The organism is Streptomyces sp. NPDC052299 (assembly GCF_040679335.1).
Lineage (GTDB): Bacteria > Actinomycetota > Actinomycetes > Streptomycetales > Streptomycetaceae > Streptomyces.
This window is the reverse complement of the sequence record NZ_JBFAUP010000011.1, coordinates 81,336-100,818: the sequence shown is the minus strand read 5'-3', so window position 1 is coordinate 100,818 and position 19,483 is coordinate 81,336. Positions and strand designations below refer to the sequence as shown.

General features: G+C 72.9%; 16 protein-coding genes. 11 read left to right on the top strand and 5 right to left on the bottom strand.

Going from position 1 to position 19,483, the window contains the following annotated elements; genetic code table 11:
• Positions 1–21: 21 nt before the first annotated feature.
• The 4 genes from AB0L33_RS20205 (at position 22) to msrB (ending at position 3,294) form a co-directional block, all read left to right on the top strand.
• Entirely contained in the window at positions 22–786 is a 765-nt protein-coding gene (locus AB0L33_RS20205; protein WP_365683237.1) for a pyrimidine reductase family protein, read from the top strand.
• 202 nt (positions 787–988) lie between these two features.
• Complete coding sequence (locus AB0L33_RS20200; RefSeq protein ID WP_365683527.1) at positions 989–1,441, top strand: indole-3-glycerol phosphate synthase; 453 nt, start codon at positions 989–991, stop codon at positions 1,439–1,441.
• A 40-nt stretch (positions 1,442–1,481) separates the two neighbouring features.
• A complete protein-coding gene (murC, locus tag AB0L33_RS20195) occupies positions 1,482–2,879 on the top strand; it encodes a UDP-N-acetylmuramate--L-alanine ligase (RefSeq protein WP_365683235.1) in 1,398 nt (465 codons plus the stop codon).
• A 10-nt stretch (positions 2,880–2,889) separates the two neighbouring features.
• On the top strand, positions 2,890–3,294 hold the full coding sequence (msrB, locus tag AB0L33_RS20190) for a peptide-methionine (R)-S-oxide reductase MsrB (RefSeq protein ID WP_365683233.1): 405 nt from the start codon (positions 2,890–2,892) through the stop codon (positions 3,292–3,294).
• A gap of 45 nt (positions 3,295–3,339) precedes the next feature.
• Here the strand turns inward: msrB and AB0L33_RS20185 are convergent, their stop codons facing one another.
• Complete coding sequence (locus AB0L33_RS20185) at positions 3,340–5,781, bottom strand: GTPase-associated protein 1-related protein (RefSeq protein WP_365683231.1); 2,442 nt, start codon at positions 5,779–5,781, stop codon at positions 3,340–3,342.
• 181 nt (positions 5,782–5,962) lie between these two features.
• Complete coding sequence (locus tag AB0L33_RS20180; protein WP_365683229.1) at positions 5,963–6,946, bottom strand: transcriptional regulator; 984 nt, start codon at positions 6,944–6,946, stop codon at positions 5,963–5,965.
• A 276-nt stretch (positions 6,947–7,222) separates the two neighbouring features.
• Here AB0L33_RS20180 and AB0L33_RS20175 point away from each other — a divergent pair, with 276 nt between their 5' ends.
• Positions 7,223–10,204: a S8 family serine peptidase gene (locus AB0L33_RS20175; protein WP_365683227.1), complete on the top strand. Its 2,982-nt coding sequence runs from the start codon at positions 7,223–7,225 to the stop codon at positions 10,202–10,204.
• A gap of 58 nt (positions 10,205–10,262) precedes the next feature.
• Here the strand turns inward: AB0L33_RS20175 and AB0L33_RS20170 are convergent, their stop codons facing one another.
• Positions 10,263–10,883, bottom strand: a complete 621-nt coding sequence (locus AB0L33_RS20170; RefSeq protein ID WP_365683225.1) for an L-threonylcarbamoyladenylate synthase — start codon at positions 10,881–10,883, stop codon at positions 10,263–10,265.
• A 244-nt stretch (positions 10,884–11,127) separates the two neighbouring features.
• Here AB0L33_RS20170 and AB0L33_RS20165 point away from each other — a divergent pair, with 244 nt between their 5' ends.
• Positions 11,128–11,574: a MarR family transcriptional regulator gene (locus tag AB0L33_RS20165; RefSeq protein ID WP_018100673.1), complete on the top strand. Its 447-nt coding sequence runs from the start codon at positions 11,128–11,130 to the stop codon at positions 11,572–11,574.
• A 52-nt stretch (positions 11,575–11,626) separates the two neighbouring features.
• Here AB0L33_RS20165 and AB0L33_RS20160 read toward each other — a convergent pair whose 3' ends face one another.
• Positions 11,627–13,621: an RICIN domain-containing protein gene (locus tag AB0L33_RS20160; protein WP_365683223.1), complete on the bottom strand. Its 1,995-nt coding sequence runs from the start codon at positions 13,619–13,621 to the stop codon at positions 11,627–11,629.
• Between the two features lie 343 nt (positions 13,622–13,964).
• Here AB0L33_RS20160 and tdh point away from each other — a divergent pair, with 343 nt between their 5' ends.
• From tdh to AB0L33_RS20145, 3 genes are all read left to right on the top strand, one after another.
• The gene (gene tdh / locus AB0L33_RS20155; protein ID WP_365683221.1) at positions 13,965–14,993 is read left to right on the top strand and encodes an L-threonine 3-dehydrogenase; all 1,029 of its coding nucleotides are present in this window, start codon (positions 13,965–13,967) and stop codon (positions 14,991–14,993) included.
• 38 nt (positions 14,994–15,031) lie between these two features.
• A complete protein-coding gene (locus AB0L33_RS20150) occupies positions 15,032–16,225 on the top strand; it encodes a glycine C-acetyltransferase (protein WP_365683219.1) in 1,194 nt (397 codons plus the stop codon).
• 86 nt (positions 16,226–16,311) lie between these two features.
• Positions 16,312–17,211 carry a LysR substrate-binding domain-containing protein gene (locus tag AB0L33_RS20145; protein ID WP_365683217.1) on the top strand — a complete coding sequence of 300 codons (900 nt, stop codon included), beginning with the start codon at positions 16,312–16,314 and terminating at the stop codon, positions 17,209–17,211.
• A 13-nt stretch (positions 17,212–17,224) separates the two neighbouring features.
• Here AB0L33_RS20145 and AB0L33_RS20140 read toward each other — a convergent pair whose 3' ends face one another.
• The gene (locus AB0L33_RS20140) at positions 17,225–17,611 is read right to left on the bottom strand and encodes a VOC family protein (protein WP_365683216.1); all 387 of its coding nucleotides are present in this window, start codon (positions 17,609–17,611) and stop codon (positions 17,225–17,227) included.
• 61 nt (positions 17,612–17,672) lie between these two features.
• Here AB0L33_RS20140 and AB0L33_RS20135 point away from each other — a divergent pair, with 61 nt between their 5' ends.
• Positions 17,673–18,284 (top strand): nucleoside/nucleotide kinase family protein, encoded by a 612-nt coding sequence (locus tag AB0L33_RS20135; protein WP_365683215.1) that lies wholly within the window; start codon positions 17,673–17,675, stop codon positions 18,282–18,284.
• Positions 18,285–18,351: 67 nt separating this feature from the next.
• The gene (locus AB0L33_RS20130; RefSeq protein ID WP_365683213.1) at positions 18,352–19,479 is read left to right on the top strand and encodes an aminopeptidase P family protein; all 1,128 of its coding nucleotides are present in this window, start codon (positions 18,352–18,354) and stop codon (positions 19,477–19,479) included.
• Positions 19,480–19,483: the final 4 nt, after the last annotated feature.

The window sequence follows — 19,483 nt, the reverse complement described above, 5'->3', positions numbered from 1 at the left end:
ACCCGTGCCAGACTGCCTGGCATGCGACGCCTGTTCCCTGTGACCGACCTGACAGCCGCCGACACCTCCGGTGAATGGAGCCTGGACCGCCTCGCCGACGCCTACGCCTATCCCGCCGCGGACGGCCCCTGGCTGCGCGCCAACATGGTGTCGACGCTGGACGGGGCCGCCCAGCACGACGGCCGCTCGCAGCCGATCTCCTGCGAGAGCGACATGCGCGTCTTCGGCACCCTGCGCGGCCTGGCCGACGTGGTGATCGCGGGCGCCGAGACCGTACGCCAGGAGGGTTACCGGCCGGCCAGGGCGCGGGACGCCTTCGCGGCGCGCCGGGCGGCGGCCGGGCAGACGCCCGCCCCGGCCGTCGCCGTGGTCAGCGGCAGCCTGGACCTGGACTTCTCGCTCCCGCTCTTCGTCTCGCCGCTGGTCCCGACGCTGGTGCTGACCGGGGCGGGCGCGCCCCCGGACCGGATCGCGACGGCCCGGAAGGCGGGCGCCGAGGTGGTGATCGCGGGGGAGGGCTCGCGCGTGGACCCCGCGCGGGCCGTGCGGGAGCTGGCCGACCGGGGGCACCGGCGGCTGCTGACGGAGGGCGGGCCCCGGCTGCTCGGCCAGTTCGTGGCGGAAGGGGTGCTGGACGAGCTCTGCCTGACCCTCGCGCCGATGCTCACGGCCGGGGACGCCCAGCGGATCGCGGGCGGGCCCGCCGTCGCCGTGCCGAAACGATTCGCCCTCGCCTCGCTGCTGGAGGAGGACGGCTTCCTCTTCAGCCGTTACCGCCGGCCCTGAGGACCCCGTCGTCCTCCTGCGCCCCAGGGCTCTCCCCGTACCGCCCATGCGGCGGCAAAGAGCGGAATATCATGTTCCGGTTAGCGTTCCGTGGGCAGAATGGATCTCGCAGACCCCGTGCGAGCGCGGGGAAGGATGGTTTCGGCAGCGGCCCGCGACGGCCGCTGAAGAGAAGGGCTCTGTGGTGTTCACCAGCGTTTTGATGATCGAGAAGGCCCTCACCTCCGGGGACATCGAATTCGTCACCACCCTGCACGGGGAGGAGCGCATCTCCTTCGTCGTCCTCATGCAGCCGCGCGGCGACCAGGCGGACGTCCTGCTTCGGGCCATCGACGACCTGGCGATGGGCGAACTGAAGGAAGCGGCCCGCGAGAGCGAGGAGCCCGAGGGCCGGAGCGCCAGGGAGTCGGCCGAGCTCGCCCTCCAGGTCTCCCTGGAGGCCCTGCGTCAGGCGGGTTCCGAAGCCGTCGGACAGGTGATCGAGAGCCACCCCCTGGACAAGCTCACCTCGGTGGTCGAGGAGTCCGAGGCCGACGAGGTCATCGTGCTGACCGCGCCCCACTACGTCGAGGAGTTCTTCCACCGCGACTGGGCGTCCCGCGCCCGGCACAAGGTCGGAGTCCCGGTGCTCAAGCTCTTCGCGCACAGCGAATAGGCTGGGAGCCCTTACCCGTACGCACCTGGGAGAGACACGTATGGCACCCGGCATCCCCGCCGCCATGGAACGACCGCACTTCATCGGCATCGGCGGCGCCGGAATGTCGGGCATCGCCAAGATCCTCGCCCAGCGCGGCGCGAAGGTCGCGGGCAGCGACGCCAAGGAGTCCCCGACGGCCGAGGCGCTGCGTGCGCTGGGGGCGACCGTCCACATCGGGCACGCCGCCGGGCACCTGGCCGACGACGCCAGCTGCGTCGTCGTCTCCAGCGCCATCCGCGCCGACAATCCGGAGCTGGTGCGCGCCGGGGAGCTGTCGATCCCCGTCGTGCACCGCTCCGACGCCCTGGCCTCGCTGATGGGCGGGCTGCGCTCCATCGCGGTCGCCGGCACCCACGGCAAGACCACCACCACCTCGATGCTGGCCGTCGCCCTGAGCGAGCTGGACCTCGACCCCTCGTACGCCATCGGCGGCGACCTGGCAGGACCCGGCACCAACGCCACGCACGGCGAGGGCGACATCTTCGTCGCCGAGGCCGACGAGAGCGACCGCAGCTTCCAGAAGTACGACCCCGACGTCGCGATCGTGCTCAACGTCGAGCTGGACCACCACGCGAACTACGCGTCGATGGACGAGATCTACGAGTCCTTCGAGACCTTCGCCGGGAAGATCGTCCCCGAGGGCACGCTCGTCGTCTCCGCCGACCAGTCCGGCGCCGTCGAGCTGACCCGCCGGGTCCGCGCGGCCCTGCCCGCGCTCACCGTCGTCACCTACGGCGAGTCCACGACCGCCGACGTGCGCGTCCACAAGATCACCCCGCGCGGCCTGACCAGCGAGGTCACGGTGATCCTGGGCGGGAAGTTCCTCACCTTCACCGTGTCCGTGCCCGGCCGCCACTACGCGCTCAACGCGGTCGCCGCCCTCGCCGCCGGGATCGCCCTCGGCATCCCCGCCCACAACCTCGCCTCGGCCCTCGGCAAGTACACCGGGGTCAAGCGCCGCCTCCAGCTCAAGGGCGAGGCGGCCGGCGTCCAGGTCATCGACAGCTACGCCCACCACCCCACCGAGATGACCGCCGACCTGGAGGCCATGCGCGGCGCGGCGTCCGACGCCCGGCTCCTCGTCGTCTTCCAGCCGCACCTGTTCTCCCGCACCCAGGAGCTCGGTACGGAGATGGGCCAGGCCCTCGCCCTCGCCGACGCCTCCGTGGTCCTGGACATCTACCCGGCCCGCGAGGACCCGGTCCCCGGTGTCACCAGCGCCCTGATCATCGACGCGGCCACCGCCGCCGGCGCCGACGTCACCGCCGTCCACGACAAGGACCGGGTCCCCGAGGTCGTCGCGGGAATGGCGAAGCCCGGGGACCTCGTTCTCACCATGGGAGCGGGCGATGTCACCGACCTCGGCCCGCGGATCCTGGACCACCTGTCGAGCTGAAGGAGCCACCGTGACGTACGACGTCGAGAAGCCGGACGAACAGTGGCGGGAGGAGCTCACCGCCGCCGAGTACGCGGTGCTGCGCAAGGCCGGCACCGAGCCCGCGTTCGTCGGTGAGTACACGGACACCAAGACCGCGGGCGTCTACTCCTGCCGGGCCTGCGGCGCGGAGCTGTTCCGCTCCGACACCAAATTCGAGTCGCACTGCGGCTGGCCGTCCTTCTACGACCCGAAGGACACCGACGCGGTCGAGCTGGTCCAGGACCGCAGCCACGGCATGGTCCGCACCGAGGTCCGCTGCGCCCGCTGCGGCTCCCACCTGGGCCACGTCTTCGAGGGCGAGGGCTACCCGACCCCGACGGACCAGCGCTACTGCATCAACTCGATCTCGCTGCGGCTGACGCCGGACGCCTGATTCCTACGGCTTTACGGGGCCGGCGAGCCCGGCTCCGTAAAGTTCCTAGGCCCGCCGCACCCGCCCCGCGATGCGGCGGCCCAGGCGGCCCAGGGGGCCGCGCTCGCGGCGGTTCCAGTCGCGGAAGGCGTCCGCCCGGCCGCTGCTGCCCGAGCGGCCGACCGCGTCCTCGACGGCCGCGACCCGGTCGGCGGGCAGCCCCCGCACCACGGGCCGCAGCACCTCGTCGAGAAGCCCGGCGGCCGCCTCGGTCCACACCGCACCGGCGTGCGGGTGGGCCGTCCACACGGTGAAGCAGTCGGCCGCGTAGGCCGGGTCGGCGGCCAGCCTGGCCCGGACGCCGTCACCGCGCGCGGCCCGGGCGTAGGCGGCGACCAGGTCCGCGTCCCCGCTCCGCACGAGGGCGTACAGCTCGTCGTCGGGCCGCTCCGGCGCCAGCAGCCGCCCGGCCACCGCGTCGCACGCCTGCCCGAGCACGCCCGGCTCCACGGGCTCCGCCTCCGCGCGCAGCGCCCGCACCCGCTCGGCCCAGTCCGGCTCCGCCGCCCCCGAGCGCACCTCGCCGGCGAAGGCGAGCAGCTGGAGCGCCGCGCGCACCCGGCCCCCGGTCTCCTGCGGGAAGCCGCGCAGCAGGTCGTGGGCCAGCTCCGGGGCCGCCCCGTCATCGGCACCGGCCGCGAGCGCGGCGGCCACCAGGACCGACCAGGTGCCGGCCGCCCGGTGCGCGTCCGAGGTCGCCGCCTCCAGCAGCTGACGGGCCTCGGCGGCCGTCGGCGCCCCCTCGTCCCACACCAGGCCCACCGCGGTCCGCAGCACCAGCGGCTCCGCGAACGGGGAGACCCCGCCGGCCCGCAGGATTCGCTGGAGCGTCGCGACCCGGTCGTCGCCGCAGCCGGCCCTGGCCTCCGGCGCCCCGGCGCACATCCGCAGATGCGGCAGCGCCTGCGTGCCGGTGAACGGCAGCGGCACCCGGCTCAGCAGCCGCGCGACCCCGGCCGGATGGTCCGGCGCGATCCGGTCGAGGGCGCCGAGCAGGGCCGTACGCACATCGAACTGCTCGTCCATCAGCTCGAGCAGCGCGGGCGCCCAGCCCGGGGCGCCCTCATCGCCGCCCGTCAGCAGCGCGGGAGCGAGCCGGTCGACCACGGAGGGCAGCAGGGCGGCGCAGTCCACCCCGAGCAGCCGGGCCACCCGCAGCAGCTGCACCGTACGCGCCACGTCCAGGCCGACGCCCGCGCCGCTCAGCTCGGTTTCGATCTCCGGACCGAGCACCCCGGCGACGGCCGCGCCCTCCGGGCCGCTGAAGGCGGTGCGGCCGGGCAGCTCCAGCGAGCCGTTGCCGCCGCGCACCGCCTCCGTCACCAGCATCGCGGCGAGCGGAGCGGTGGTCGTCGCGGGCGAGCGGCCGTCGAGCGCCGCGAACAGCCGCCCGACGGCGTCGAATTCGGGCCCGGAGCGGTCGTCGGTGCCGGGCGCGGTCAGCGCCTCGACCAGCCGGTGGGTCCGGGGCCCGTCCAGGGCGTACGGCCGCTCGGCGGCCCAGTCGGCGGCCGCCGCGCGTTCCTCGGTGCCGAGCGGTATGCCGGCGCACAGGGCCGTCACCGCCAGCGGGCCCGCCGCGAACGGCTCCCCGGGCAGCGCGGCGGCCTCCCGGAACAGCTCCGGCGCCCGGCCGCGCCAGATCCGGGCCGCCGTCTCGGCCCAGGTGTCGCCGATCGGCCCCTCCGGGCGCGGACCGGTGCACAGATGCACGCGCAGCCCGGGGTCCGTCAGCTCCTCGGCGTCCTCGGGCAGCACCCCCACCACGCGCCCGGCCGCCTCGCCGGGGCGGCGGGTGTAGGTGGTGAAGGTCAGTTGCTCGGCGAGCCCGTCCGGCAGGGCGAGCCCGGCCAGCGCGATCCAGCGGGCGACGTCCGCGCTCTGCCGCTCGGCCAGGACGACCCGCTCCGGGCCGTCCGGTCCGTGCAGGCGGCGCAGGTCGGACAGCACCCCGGCGAGCCAGGGGCCGCGTGAGACCGCGAAGTCGTTCAGCGCCTCGCGCTCGCGGGCCTCGTGGCCGGCCGGGGCGGGCAGCGCGGCGAGCGGATCGGGCAGCGGGCGCCCGGGGGTGGCGGCGGCCCAGCGGGCGGACCGGCAGGCGGTGAGCGGCAGCGTGCCCCCGGGGAGCCGGGTGCCGGGGGGCAGGTGGACCGCGTGGGCGTGGAAGCGTACGGCGGAGGTCTGCGGGGAGCGCACCGCGACGGTCCGGGCCAGCAGCCCGCTGCCGTCGGAGAGCAGGCTGAAGCTGTACGCCTCGGGCAGGGCGCGCAGGGCGGTGTCCGTGAGCCGGTCCGGTGTCCCGCGCGGCGCCTCGTACGCCAGCAGCGGTCCCGCCTCGGTCAGCACGGACGCGGGTATCGAGGGGTCGACCGACGTGAACCGGGCGGCGGCCGGCCCGTCCTCGCCGTCCCCGTCGGCCGAGGTGTAGTGCAACTGCGCGAGGCTCATGCGTCGGCTCTCTTCGTCCCTGCCTGAAGATCCCCTGCCACCCGCACCCGCCCTCGCGGTGGCAGCGCCGTCCCGGCAGAGAGCGGCGACCCCGGCGGGGAGTGCTCCGCAGTCGCTGGGGCGACGCTATCAAGGACCGGGCCGCCCGAGGCGGTGAAGGCCGGGCATCTCCACGCCGGGCTCACACCCAGCCCCGCTCCCGTGCCCGTACGCCCGCCTGGAACCGCGTACCCGCGTCCAGTCTCTGCATCAGAGCCGCGACCCGCCGTGTCGCCGTGCGGACGCTCACCCCCAACTGCCGGGCGATCGCCTGGTCCTTGAAGCCGGCGTGCAGCAGCCGTACGAGGACCAGCTCCTCCTCGCTGGGGGCCTCCATCACGTCATCCACCTGCTCGGAGAGCAGGGGCTCGGCGCGTTCCCAGTACGCCTCGAACAACTCCACCAGTCCGTCGAGCAGACCCGACGGGTGGACGAACACGATGGACTCCTTGCTGCCCCCGGTCAGGGGCACCATCGCCACCTTCCGGTCCACGATCCGTGCCTTGAACGGCAGATGGCGCAGCAGCCGCGACTGCTCGCCGAGAGCCGCCAGACTCAGGATCGTCTCCAGCCGCCCCGGCGGCTCGATCGACTCCAGGCAGTACACACCCCGGATGTCCACCCCGCGCTCCAGCAACTCCCGGGTGGACGCCTTCTCCTGCTCGTGGAAGTGCGGCTGCCCCACCGCCTCCAGGTACGGCGGCTTGTCCAGCGTCCACAGATGGCTGGTGACGGACCGGCTGACCTCCTCGACCCGTCTGCTGATCGCCTTCCGGTCCGAGAGCACCTCCACCAGGGCCTCCGGATGGGACCTCAACTGCCCCGCGCTGTGCAGACGATGCAGGTCGGCCAGCGCCGCCTCCACCTCGCCGAACATCGTCTCGGTCTCCGACCTGCGCAGGTTCAGCAGGGCCGAGAGCGCGGAACGAGGGCTCACGGCTTCCCACCGGCCCCGTCCCACCCGGCGCACGAGGCCCAGGCTCGCCAGACGTTTCAACGCCTGTCCCGTACGGGCCACTCCGGCCCCCGCGCTCTCCGCGAGGTCGCGGACCGCGCACTGCGGTCCCGACAACAGGGCCCGGTACACGTTCTCGTCGAACTCGCTCACGCCCACCGCTTCGAGCACAGCCGGTCCTCCTTGCGCACGAGAGGGCCGCCCCCCGACACCTGCGGCCGATTCCGGCCGACCGGTCCCTCCGCCCGTGGCGCGTTTGGTCACCACGCCAAAGACGCCATCAGATTATCTGGACACCGGGTGATCGCACAGCGTTCACTCATTCCGTACCGCCTGTCAGTCGTCCCAGGTGAGAGGCGGTTCATCGATTCCCGCCCCCGGCGCACGCCGTAGGCGAGCGCCCACGCTCGCCCCTCCGGCATGCGCGGAGTTCCGTGAGGAGAGCCCGTGTCACCCCTGTCACGAAGAGCGTCCCGAAACCGACGAGCCGTCATCGGCGGTCTGCTCACGACCGGCCTCGCCGCTCTCAGCCTTCCCCTCGCCACCCCCGCCACCGCCACCGCTCCGGCTGCCCCGTCAGCCCCCGGAAACTACCTCGTCACTCTCGCCGACCAGCCCCTCGTCACCTACGACGGCGGCGTCGGCGGTCTCGCCGCCACCAAGCCCGTCGAGGGCGGCAAGCTCGACGTCGCCTCGGCCGCGGCCAAGCGGTACCGCAGCCACCTGACGGACCAGCAGAACCGTGTCGCCAAGAAGGTCGGCGCCACCGTCCGGCAGCACTACGCGGTCACCACCAACACCTTCAGCGCCCGGCTGGACGCAAGCCAGCTCCTCCGGCTGGCGGCCACCAAGGGCGTTCTCCACATCGCCCCGGACCGCCTCCACCACGCGACCGACGACAAGAACTCGACCGACTTCCTCGGCCTGTCCGGCCGCAAGGGGTTGTGGAACGCCCTCGGCGGGACCGCCCAGGCGGGCAAGGGCATCGTCGTCGGCGATATCGACACGGGCATCTGGCCCGAGAGCGCCTCCTTCGACGCCCCGCCCCTCAGCACCAAGAAGCCGGGCAAGAAGGACCGCTTCCGTCCGTACCGCGACGGCGCCACCACCGTCATGAACAAGGCCGACGGCACCACCTTCAAGGGCACCTGCCAGACCGGCGAGAGCTTCACCGCAGCCGCCTGCAACGAGAAGGTCATCAGTGCCCGCTACTTCGGCGACGCCTGGCTCGGCCTCGTCCCGGAGTCGAACCGGGCCGGATACGTCTCCCCGCGCGACAGCCAGGGCCACGGCACCCACACCGCGTCGACCGCCGCCGGCAACGCCAACGTCCGTGCCACGGTCGGCGGCGAGGACCTCGGCACCGTCTCCGGCGTGGCCCCGGCGGCCACCATCGCCGTGTACAAGGCCCTCTGGCAGAGCAAGGACGGCAAGAAGGACGGTGGCCTGACCAGCGACCTCGTCGCCGCCATCGACCAGGCCGTCGCCGACGGCGTGGACGTCATCAACTACTCGCTCGGCGGCATGTTCGAGAGCGCGTACGACGACCCGGCGCAGGTCGCGCTCCGCAACGCCGCCGCTGCCGGGGTCTTCGTCGCCACCGCCGGGGGCAACTCCGGCCCGGAGGCGTCCAGTCTCGACAACACCGCGCCCTGGACCACCACGGTCGCCGCCGGCACCATCGAGTCGCACACCGGCACGGTCACCCTCGGCAACGGCGCGGGCTACACCGGCGTCAGCACCACCGTGCACCGGCAGGTCGGCCCCGCCCCGCTCGTCCGGGCCTCCGCTGTCCGGGTCTCCGGTGCCACGGCCGAGGACGCCGACTACTGCATGCCGGACACCCTCGACCCCGCCCGTACGGCCGGGAAGATCGTCGTCTGCGACCGGGGCGTCAACGCCCGCGTCGACAAGTCCGACGAGGTGAAGCGGGCCGGCGGCATCGGCGTCGTCCTGGTGAACACCAGCAACCAGAGCACGGACGGCGACCTGCACAGCCTGCCGGTGGTGCACCTCAACACCCCCGACGCGAGCACCGTGCGCACCTACGCCGCCACGGAGGGGGCCACCGCCACTCTCGCCCAGGGAGGCGCCTCGGAGGTCTACCCGCAGGTGACCGGCTTCTCCTCGCGCGGCCCCTCGCTCACCGGCAACGGTGACCTGCTCAAGCCCGACATCACCGCGCCCGGCGCCACGATCCTCGCGGCCGTGTCCCCGGTCGGCAACAACGGCCACGACTTCGACTACTACTCCGGCACCTCCATGGCCACCCCGCACATCGCCGGCCTGGCGGCGCTCTACCTCTCGGAGCACCCCACCTGGTCCCCGATGAGCATCAAGTCGGCCATGATGACCACCGCCACGCCGACGAAGACCGCGGACGGCAAGAACAGCGACGACGCCTTCGCGCAGGGCGCCGGTGAGGTGGACGCACGGGCCATGCTGCGACCCGGACTCGTCTACGACTCGGGCGAGCGGGACTGGCTCGCCTACCTCGAGGGTTCCGGCGTGCACACCGGAACCGGCGTCGAGGCCATCGACCCGAGCGACCTCAACTACCCGTCCATAGCCATCGGTGACCTCTTCGGCAAGCAGACCGTCACGCGCACCGTCACCGCGACCGAGGCCGGCACCTACCGCGCCCGGGTGGACCTCCCCGGCATCAAGGCCACGGTGAGCCCGTCCGTACTGCACTTCAGCCACCCGGGCCAGAAGCGCACCTTCACCGTCACCCTGGACGTGACCACGGCGCCCGCGGGACGCGTCGACACCGGGTCCCTCACCTGGACCTCCGGGCGCAGCACCGTCCGCAGCCCGATCGTCGTCACCCCGCAGACCGTCCGCGCCCCCGCCGAGATCAAGGGCTCCGGCTCCAGCGGTTCGACCTCGTTCTCCGTCACCCCGGCCGTCGGCACCCTGACGGCCACCGCCTACGGACCGGTCTCCTCGCCCGTCACCGAGGGCACCCTGACCGGGACGCAGGAGATCTACTACGACGCCGAGATCCCCTCCGGCACCAAGGCGTCGCAGATCACGGTCCGCTACGAGGCGGCGGAGGACACACTCACCGGCGTCGTCTGGGGCAGGAAGGTCGGCGGAGTCCTCCAGGACGCCCAGTTCGCCGACGCCGGCAGCGACGGAGCGTTCACCGTCACCGTGCCGCAGCCCACGGCCGACGCCATCTTCGTGGCCGTGATCGCGATCGGGGCCGACGACGAGACCGTCACCCCGTACACGTATCAGGTGAACCACATCACCGCCGACAGCCCCGTCACCGGCAAGGTCACGGTCACGCCCGACCGGGCCCGCGTCACCCCCGGCGAGCCGACCGATCTGACCGCCGCCTGGTCCGGCGTCCCGGCGGACGCCCGGTCCAGCGCCTGGATCGAGTACGGCAATGGGGCGGGCACCTTCCTGACCCTCAACTGAGCCCGGCACCCGGGGCGGGGGCGGCACGCACACGCGTGCCGCCCCCGCACGTGTCCGGCTACTCGAACCGCGACGTGTCGCCGGCCCCCTTGCGCACGATCTCCAGTTCGCCGCCGGAGAAGTCGATGACCGTCGTGGGCTCCGTCCCGCAGTCGCCGGAGTCGATGACGATGTCCACCTCGTGGTCCAGGCGCTCCTTGATCTCCCAGCCCTGGGTGAGGGGTTCGGCCTCGTCGGGCAGGAGCAGCGTGCTGGAGAGCAGCGGTTCGCCCAGCTCCGCCAGCAGGGCCTGGACGACCGGGTGGTCCGGGATGCGGACGCCGACGGTCTTCTTCTTGGGGTGCAGCAGCTGGCGCGGCACCTCCTTCGTGGCGGGCAGAATGAACGTGTACTGGCCGGGCGTCGACGCCTTGACCGTACGGAACACGTCGTTGTCGATGTGCACGAACTGCCCGAGCTGGGCGAAGTTCTGGCACATCAGCGTGAAGTGGTGGCGGTCGTCGAGGTTGCGGATCGCCCGGATGCGGGACAGGCCGTCCCGGCTGCCGAGCTGACACCCGAGTGCGTAGCAGGAGTCCGTCGGATACGCGACGAGTGCCCCCGAGCGGATGCTTTCGGCCACGTTGGTGATGGTGCGCTGCTGGGGATTTTCGGGGTGTACGTCGAAATACTTCGCCATCCGGCGAGTCTACGGCCGGGTGCGTGAACGGGCCCCGGCGAAGCGGATTGTGTGGCCCCCGGGCGGGCAGGACAACCGGTTCGAGTGGCAGCCGCCGTTCAAACCTCTCCGGCCGATGGCGCATTCGGGCTGCGGTTGTGCATCATGCACAGTGCGTGCATCATGCACACATTCCGTGGTATATGTGTACAGAGAGGTCGCCGTCCCGGTGGGGGAGGCGTACCGCAGTCGTAGGGAGCCTTGCGTGGACATGCCTGTGGACCGGATCGAGTTCGAGACGATGCTGCTCGGCCGGCACATGAGCCTGCTCACCTCGCGCGGCGGCGGGCGGCTCGACCGGAGCGCGTACATCCTCCTCAGCCGCATCCGGGCCCAGGGTCCGATGTCGATCGGCCAGCTGCACGACGCCTTCGGCCTCGACACCTCGACGCTGAACCGGCAGACCGCCGCGATGCTCCGGGCCGGGGTGGTCGACCGCATCGCCGACCCGGACGGCGGGATCGCGCGCAAGTTCGTCATCACGGACGAGGGCGAACGCCGCCTCGACAAGGACCGGGCCGAGAACCGCGAGGGTCTGCAACGGGTTCTCGCCGACTGGACCCCGGAGGAGGCCGCCCGCTTCGCGGACGACCTGGCCCGGCTCAACCGCGACATCGAACGCCTCGACGGACGGCCCTGGCCGCGCGACTGAGCCGCCCGGGTGCCGTGCGCGCCGGGCGGCCCGCCCGGCGCGCACGTCCCCGTCAGGGTGTGGGCGTGAACGTCCAGGTCTGGATCGCGGAGGCCGAGGCCGGCTGCTGGGTGAGCGGGGCCCCGTTGGTGGTCGAGGCGGCGGTGAGCAGCAGCCCGCTGCGCTTCCCGGCCAGCCGGTGGCCGCCTGCCACCGGGGTTGCCGTCCAGCGCTGGTTGTCCGCGCCGGTGCACGTCCACTGGATGACCGCGGCCCCCGCCTGCGTGGAGTTGGCGTCCACGTCGGCGCACAGGCCGCTCTCCAGGTTCTTCAGGGTGTACGTGCCGTCGGCGTTGGCCGCCACGTCCCACTTCTGGTTGGCCCCGCCGTTCCAGAGCCAGCCGACCAGTTGCGTGCCCGTGGCCTTGGAGTGGGCCGGTACGTCGATCGCCTGGCTGCCCGCGGAGATCCGGTTGGTCCCGGGCTGCGGGCCCGTCGGCCGGACGCACCCGGTGGACGACTGGTGGGCGCCCCGGTCGGGCGCGCAGCCCGCGGCTACGGGGTTGCCGAAGTAGTCGCGCCCGCCCGCGTCCGGGACGACCGCCCCGTTGGCGAGGGCGGACGAGCCCGCCTGGAGCCGGTAGCCGCCGGTGTCCGTGCGGGAGGTCGCCGAGCCGGGTGCGACGAGCCGCGGGTCGGCCGTCACCTTGTGGGCGTCGGCGGGCTCACCGGCCGGGTGGTTGCCGTAGAAGACGTTCGAGTCGAAGCCGAGGCCGCCCGCGTTCACGTAGCTCGCCGCGTCCGTCGCGACGTGGAAGATGTTGTTCGTGAACGTGGCGTTCGCCGCCGCCGAGCCGTTGGCGTTGTTGATGATCTGGACGGGGTCGGCGAGGTAGAAGGTGTTGTTGTGGATCAGCGTGCCGGTCGTCTTCGCGCAGACCATGTCGAACAGCTGGCCGCCGTCGTTCTGGCTGATGTTGTAGCGGACGACGTTGCCGTCGGTCGTCGAGCCGGAGCCGTTGCAGAGGAGGATGAAGCCGCCCTCGTTGTCATGGCTGTAGTTGTACTGGTAGATCGTGCCGATGTTGGCCTCGTCGATGTCCAGCCCCTGCCCGTCGCACTGGCTCCTGCCGCCGCTCACCTCGTTGAACTGGTACACGGCGTCCTGCGTGTTCCAGCCCCAGATGCCGGCCGCGCAGTGCGCGGGCTCGCGCTCGCGGAACCCGTCCACGGTGTTGTACTCGACCAGCGCCCCCTCGGTGTGGTGGGGCACGATCGCGTCGCCGCCGATGTCCGACACGGTGTTCCCGCGGATCACGACCCGGGTCTGCGGCGTCCATGCCCCGCAGGCCGTACCGCAGTTGGCGTTGTTGAGCTCGGGGCGTTGCATCCAGCGGGTCCAGAAGTGGATGCCGTAGCGGTCGACCGCGTGCACGGTGTTGTCCGTGAGGGCGACGTCGTCGAACCGGGTGGGGGTGGTGTTCCCCAGCACCTCGAAGAAGATGCCGGCGCTGGCGTCGTCGTCCTTCTTGGTCTGGTTCCCGTTCACGTCGTGGATGTCCAGGCCCGAGATCCGGTAGTAGGTCCCGGTGCCCGAGTCCGTGCGGGTGACGTGGACGCCGCGCCGGGTGGCCGCCGTCGCGCCCTTGTTGGAGATGTCGAGGTTGCGGATCTCCCAGTACTGCTGGTCCGCGAGCCGTACGACATCGGTGACCTGTCCGGCACCGGCCAGCGCGGGCTTGGCGCCCGTGCCGTACGCGTCGACCACGACGGGTGCGCCGGCCGTTCCCGAGCCCTTCGGGAAGAGCTGCTGGCCGGTGCAGGTGGAGCCGCGTCTGAGCAGGATGCGGTCGCCCGGCTGGAAGGTGCGCGCGTTCACCGGTGCCAGCGTGTTCCAGGGGGCCGCCGCGCTGCCGTCCCCCTGCGCGGAGGCCCCGCAGTCGACGTAGAAGGACTGCGCGGCGGCGGCGACGGGTCGGGGTGCGGCCTCGGCTCCGGGAGCCGTGGTCAGGAGGGAGGCCAGCGGCAGTGCCAGCGCTGAGAGGAGCAGAGTGCGTCTTCCGGTCATGGAACGACTCCGTGGTATAGACAACAGACGTCTGATGACGGAACGCTAGGGAGCCCCGAGCCCAGTGGTCAAGACCTGTGCATGACAACGTCCAGGGGTTCTCGCCCGGCGCGGCCCGAGAAGCCGCCCCGCGCGGTGTGAAGCGGAGCTGCGGTCCCGCTTAAGAAAACCTCGATGGACCCGGGGCGCGGGGTACGGCAGATTTCTCCGTGACGGCGGAGGATGGTGCGCGGCAGCCGGTGCGAGCGCGCTGCCGAGCCGTCCCTCATCCTTCCCCGGGCCGCAGGCTTCCTCAGGCATGCCCCCGGCCCGGGGAGCTCAACGTCGTACAGGAGCCGCAGCCGTGAAGGCACTCGTGAAGCAGAAGGCCGAGCCCGGACTCTGGCTGATGGACGTCCCCGAGCCCGAGACCGGCCCCGGTGACGTGCTGATCAAGGTCCTGCGCACCGGCATCTGCGGGACCGACCTGCACATCCGCAACTACGACGGCTGGGCGCAGCAGGCCATCAGCACCCCGCTCGTCCTCGGTCACGAGTTCGTCGGCGAGGTCGCCGCGATCGGCGCGGACGTGGTCGACATCGCCGTCGGCGACCTGGTCAGCGGCGAGGGCCACCTCGTCTGCGGCAAGTGCCGCAACTGCCTGGCCGGCCGCCGCCACCTCTGCCGCTCCACGCTGGGCCTGGGCGTCGGCCGCGACGGCGCCTTCGCGGAGTACGTCGCGCTGCCCGCGTCCAACGTGTGGGTGCACCGGGTCCCGGTCGACCTCGACGTCGCCGCGATCTTCGACCCGTTCGGCAACGCCGTGCACACCGCGCTGTCCTTCCCGCTGGTCGGCGAGGACGTCCTGATCACCGGCGCCGGCCCGATCGGCATCATGGCCGCCGCCGTCGCCAAGCACGCCGGCGCCCGCAACGTCGTCATCACCGACGTCAGCGAGGCCCGCCTCGAACTGGCCCGCAAGGTCGGCGTCAGCCTGGCGCTCAACGTCGCCGACGCGACCATCGCCGACGGCCAGAAGGAACTGGGCCTGCGCGAGGGCTTCGACATCGGCCTGGAGATGTCCGGCCGCCCCGAGGCGATGCGCGACATGATCGCGAACATGACGCACGGCGGCCGGATCGCCATGCTCGGGCTCCCCGCCGAGGAGTTCGCCGTCGACTGGGCCCGGATCGTCACCTCGATGATCACCGTCAAGGGCATCTACGGCCGCGAGATGTACGAGACCTGGTACGCCATGTCCGTCCTGCTGGAGGGCGGCCTCGACCTCGCCCCCGTCATCACCGGCCGGTACGGCTACCGCGACTTCGAGGCGGCCTTCGACGACGCGGCGAGCGGGCGCGGCGGCAAGGTCATCCTCGACTGGACCGCCTGAGCCCTGTCCGTACCAGTCCCGACCCTTAAGGAACCGGCATGTTCGACTCCGTACGCGACGACCTGCGTACCACCCTCGAAGAGATCGAGGCGGCCGGGCTGCACAAGCCCGAGCGCGTCATCGGCACTCCGCAGTCCGCGACCGTGGCCGTCACCGCCGGGGGCCGCCCCGGCGAGGTGCTCAACTTCTGCGCCAACAACTACCTGGGCCTCGCCGACCACCCCGAGGTGATCGCCGCCGCGCACGAGGCGCTGGACCGCTGGGGCTACGGCATGGCCTCGGTCCGCTTCATCTGCGGCACCCAGGAGGTCCACAAGGAGCTGGAGCAGCGGCTCTCCTCCTTCCTGGGCCAGGAGGACACGATCCTCTACTCCTCCTGCTTCGACGCCAACGGCGGCGTGTTCGAGACGATCCTGGGCGCCGAGGACGCGGTCATCTCCGACGCCCTCAACCACGCCTCGATCATCGACGGCATCCGCCTCTCCAAGGCCAAGCGGTTCCGCTACGCCAACCGCGACATGGCCGACCTGGAGACGCAGCTCAAGGAGGCGTCCGGCGCCCGGCGCCGGCTGATCGTCACCGACGGCGTCTTCTCCATGGACGGCTACGTCGCCCCGCTGCGCGAGATCTGCGACCTGGCCGAGCGCTACGACGCCATGGTCATGGTGGACGACTCGCACGCCGTCGGCTTCGTCGGCGCGGGCGGCCGCGGTACGCCGGAGCTGCACGACGTCATGGACCGCGTCGACATCATCACCGGCACCCTCGGCAAGGCCCTCGGCGGCGCGTCCGGCGGTTACGTCGCGGCCCGCGCCGAGATCGTCGCCCTGCTGCGGCAGCGCTCGCGCCCGTACCTCTTCTCGAACTCGCTCGCCCCGGTCATCGCCGCCGCCTCGCTCAAGGTCATCGACCTCCTGGAGTCCGCCGGCGACCTGCGCGAGCGGCTCAACGCCAACACCGCGCTCTTCCGCACCCGGATGACCGAGGAGGGCTTCGACATCCTGCCCGGCGACCACGCCATCGCCCCCGTCATGATCGGGGACGCGGCGAAGGCAGGCCGGATGGCGGAGCTCCTCCTGGAGCGCGGTGTGTACGTGATCGGGTTCTCGTACCCGGTCGTCCCCCAGGGCGCGGCCCGCATCCGCGTCCAGCTCTCCGCGGCGCACTCCACGGAGGACGTCAACCGCGCGGTGGACGCGTTCGTCGCGGCGCGCGCCGCGCTGGAGGGCTGAGGGCGGTCCCGGACGGTCGCGGGGGCGGTCAGGGCGCCCCCGCGACCCGGGACCACGTTCCCCCACGACCTGGGACAATAGGGCGCATGATCGATGCCCGGCGGCTGCGCGTCCTGCGCGCCGTGGCGGACCACGGCACGGTGACCGCCGCGGCCGCCGCCCTGTACCTGACCCCGTCCGCCGTCTCCCAGCAGCTCGCCGCCCTGGAGCAGGAGACCGGCCACCGGCTGGTCGAACGCGGCTCCCGGGGCGCCCGACTCACCCCGGCCGGTGAGATCCTGCTCACCCACACCAACGCGGTCCTGGCCCAGCTGGAACGGGCGGAGGCCGAGCTCGCCGCGTACGGCTCGGGCGAGGCCGGTACGGTCACGGTCGCCGCGTTCGCCACCGGCATCGGCCTCGTGCTCGCCCCGGCCATCGCCGCGCTGAGCCGGACCGCCCCCGGGATCAAGGTCCGCGTCCAGGACGCCGAGGGCGACGCGAGCGTCCCCATGGTCCTGGACCGCCAGGTCGATGTGGCCGTCGCCGTCGAGTACCGGGGCGCCCCCGGCGAGGACGACCGCCGGCTCACGCGCGTCCCCCTCTACTCGGAGCCGTTCGACGCGGTGCTTCCGGTGGGCCACCGGCTGGCCGGCCAGGAGCAGGTGGCCGTCGCCGAGCTGGCCAAGGACGCCTGGATCGGGCCCTACCCCGGCAACCCCTGCCACGACGTGGTGGTCCTGGCCTGCGAGTACGCCGGATTCGCGCCGAACCTCGAACACTCGTCGGACGACTTCCACGCCGTCGTCGCCCTCGCCGGCGCGGCCGCGGGAGTGGCCCTGGTGCCGCGCACCGCCCTGCGCGGCATGCCCCTGACCGGCGTCGTGGTCCGCCCGGTACGCGGAACCGCCCCCACCCGCCGGGTCTTCGCCGCGGTCCGCCGGGGCGCCGAGGCCCACCCGCTGATCGCCCCGGTCCTGGAGGCGCTGGCGGGCGCGGCGGGCTGAAGGGCTGCCCGGGTCACGCCGGCTGGAGCAGGTCCCAGCGGTTGCCGTACAGGTCCTCGAAGACCGCGACCGAGCCGTACGTCTCGTGGCGCGGCTCCTCCAGGAAGCGGACCCCGGCCGCCGTCATGCGGGCGTGGTCGGCCGCGAAGTCCTCGGTGTGCAGGAAGAAGCCGACCCGGCCGCCGGTCTGCGCCCCGACGCTCGCCGCCTGCGCCTCGTCCTTGGCACGGGCCAGCAGCAGCCCCGTGCCCGCGCCGCCGCGCGGCCGCACCACCACCCAGCGCGAGCCGTCGCCCCGGTCGGTGTCCTCGACCAGCTCGAAGCCGAGGGCGCCGGTGTAGAAGGAAAGGGCCTCGTCGTAGTCGCGGACGACCAGCGTGACCAGGGCGATGTGGGCCATGAGACTCCTCGGGGCGAGGTCGGAGGGAGGGGGCGTCGGCCCCGGACGCGACACTATCCGCATGGACCTCCCCGACCTCACCGCCCGCGCGCACCGGCTCGCCCGCCCGGGGCGACGGCGCGTCCTCGGCATCGCCGGGCCGCCCGGAGCCGGCAAGTCGACCCTGGCCGCGCGGATCGCCGACGCGCTCGGGCCGCTCGCCGTCCTCGTGCCCATGGACGGCTTCCACCTGGCCCAGGCGGAGCTGGAACGCCTCGGCCGGACCGGCCGCAAGGGCGCGCCCGACACCTTCGACGCGGCCGGGTACGTCGCCCTCCTGCGCCGGCTGCGCGCCCCCGAGCCCGGCACCGTCGTCTACGCCCCCGCCTTCGACAGGTCCCTGGAGGAACCCGTCGCCGGGGCGATCCCCGTGCCGCCCGACGTCCCGCTCGTCATCACCGAGGGCAACTACCTGCTGTACGCGGAAGGGCCCTGGGCCCCGGTGCGCCGGCTGCTGGACGCGGCCTGGTACCTGGACCCGGAGGACGCGGTGCGCGTGCCCCGGCTCGTCGCGCGGCATGTGCGGTACGGGAAGGACCGGGCCGAGGCCGAGCGCTGGGTGGCGCGGTCCGACGAGGCCAACGCGCGGCTCGTCGCGGCCGGACGGGACCGGGCCGACCTCGTCGTCCGGTGACCCGCTCGCGCGCGCACCGGCGGGCGGGCAGGATGGGAGGGCCGTTCCGTGCCCTCAGGAGGCCCGCATGTCCACGAACCAGCCCGCGCCGTTCACTGCCGACGACTACCGGGCCAGGATGGCACGGGCCGCCGAGAGCGCCGCCGCGGCCGGGCTCGCCGGGGTCCTCGTCGCGCCCGGCCCCGACCTGGTGTACCTGACGGGGTACCAGCCGACCGCGATCACCGAACGCCTCACCCTCCTCGTCCTCGCGGCCGGCCGCGAGCCCGTGCTCGTCGTGCCGACGCTGGAGGCGCCGGACGCGGCGAAGGCCGTCGGCGCCCCGGCCCTGACCCTGCGCGACTGGACGGACGGCAAGGACCCGTACGAGGTCACCGCCCCGCTGCTCGACGCGCGCGGCCGGTTCGGGATCAGCGACAACGCCTGGGCGATGCACCTGCTCGGCCTCCAGCAGCGGCTGCCCGACAGCTCGTACGCCTCGCTCACCCAGGCGCTCCCGATGCTGCGCGCGGTGAAGGACGCCCACGAGCTGGAACGGCTCGCCGCCGCGGGCGCCGCCGCCGACGCCGCGTACGAGGAGATCCTGAAGGTCCGCTTCTCCGGCCGGAAGGAGACCGACGTCGCCGCCGACCTGGCCCGGCTGCTCACCGAACACGGACACTCCCAGGTCGACTTCACCGTCGTCGGCTCCGGGCCCAACGGCGCCAACCCGCACCACGAGGCCGGTGACCGCACCATCGAGCAGGGCGACATGGTCGTCCTCGACTTCGGCGGCCTCAAGCACGGCTACGGCTCCGACACCTCCCGTACCGTCCACGTGGGCGAGCCCACCGCCGAGGAGCAGCGGGTCCACGACATCGTGCGCGAGGCGCAGCAGGCGGGCTGCGCGGCGGTGCGCCCCGGCGTCGCCTGCCAGGAGATCGACCGGGCCGCCCGTGCCGTCATCACCGAGTTCGGCTACGGGGAACGCTTCATCCACCGGACCGGCCACGGCATCGGCGTCACCACCCACGAACCGCCGTACATGATCGAGGGCGAGGAGCAGCCGCTCGTGCCCGGCATGTGCTTCTCGGTGGAGCCCGGCATCTACCTGCCGGGCCGGTTCGGCGTCCGCATCGAGGACATCGTGACTGTCACCGAGGACGGCGGGCGCCGGCTGAACGCCACCGCCCGCGAACTCGCGATCGTGGAGTAGGGCC

Coding starts and splice junctions, on each gene's coding strand:
- AB0L33_RS20170 (WP_365683225.1), bottom strand. CDS start 10,883: ATGGCGAAGTATTTCGACGTACACCCCGAAAATCCCCAGCAGCGCACC.
- AB0L33_RS20160 (WP_365683223.1), bottom strand. CDS start 13,621: ATGACCGGAAGACGCACTCTGCTCCTCTCAGCGCTGGCACTGCCGCTG.
- AB0L33_RS20200 (WP_365683527.1), top strand. CDS start 989: ATGATCGAGAAGGCCCTCACCTCCGGGGACATCGAATTCGTCACCACC.
- AB0L33_RS20205 (WP_365683237.1), top strand. CDS start 22: ATGCGACGCCTGTTCCCTGTGACCGACCTGACAGCCGCCGACACCTCC.
- AB0L33_RS20140 (WP_365683216.1), bottom strand. CDS start 17,611: ATGGCCCACATCGCCCTGGTCACGCTGGTCGTCCGCGACTACGACGAG.
- AB0L33_RS20150 (WP_365683219.1), top strand. CDS start 15,032: ATGTTCGACTCCGTACGCGACGACCTGCGTACCACCCTCGAAGAGATC.
- AB0L33_RS20135 (WP_365683215.1), top strand. CDS start 17,673: ATGGACCTCCCCGACCTCACCGCCCGCGCGCACCGGCTCGCCCGCCCG.
- AB0L33_RS20185 (WP_365683231.1), bottom strand. CDS start 5,781: ATGAGCCTCGCGCAGTTGCACTACACCTCGGCCGACGGGGACGGCGAG.
- AB0L33_RS20145 (WP_365683217.1), top strand. CDS start 16,312: ATGATCGATGCCCGGCGGCTGCGCGTCCTGCGCGCCGTGGCGGACCAC.
- murC (WP_365683235.1), top strand. CDS start 1,482: ATGGCACCCGGCATCCCCGCCGCCATGGAACGACCGCACTTCATCGGC.
- AB0L33_RS20130 (WP_365683213.1), top strand. CDS start 18,352: ATGTCCACGAACCAGCCCGCGCCGTTCACTGCCGACGACTACCGGGCC.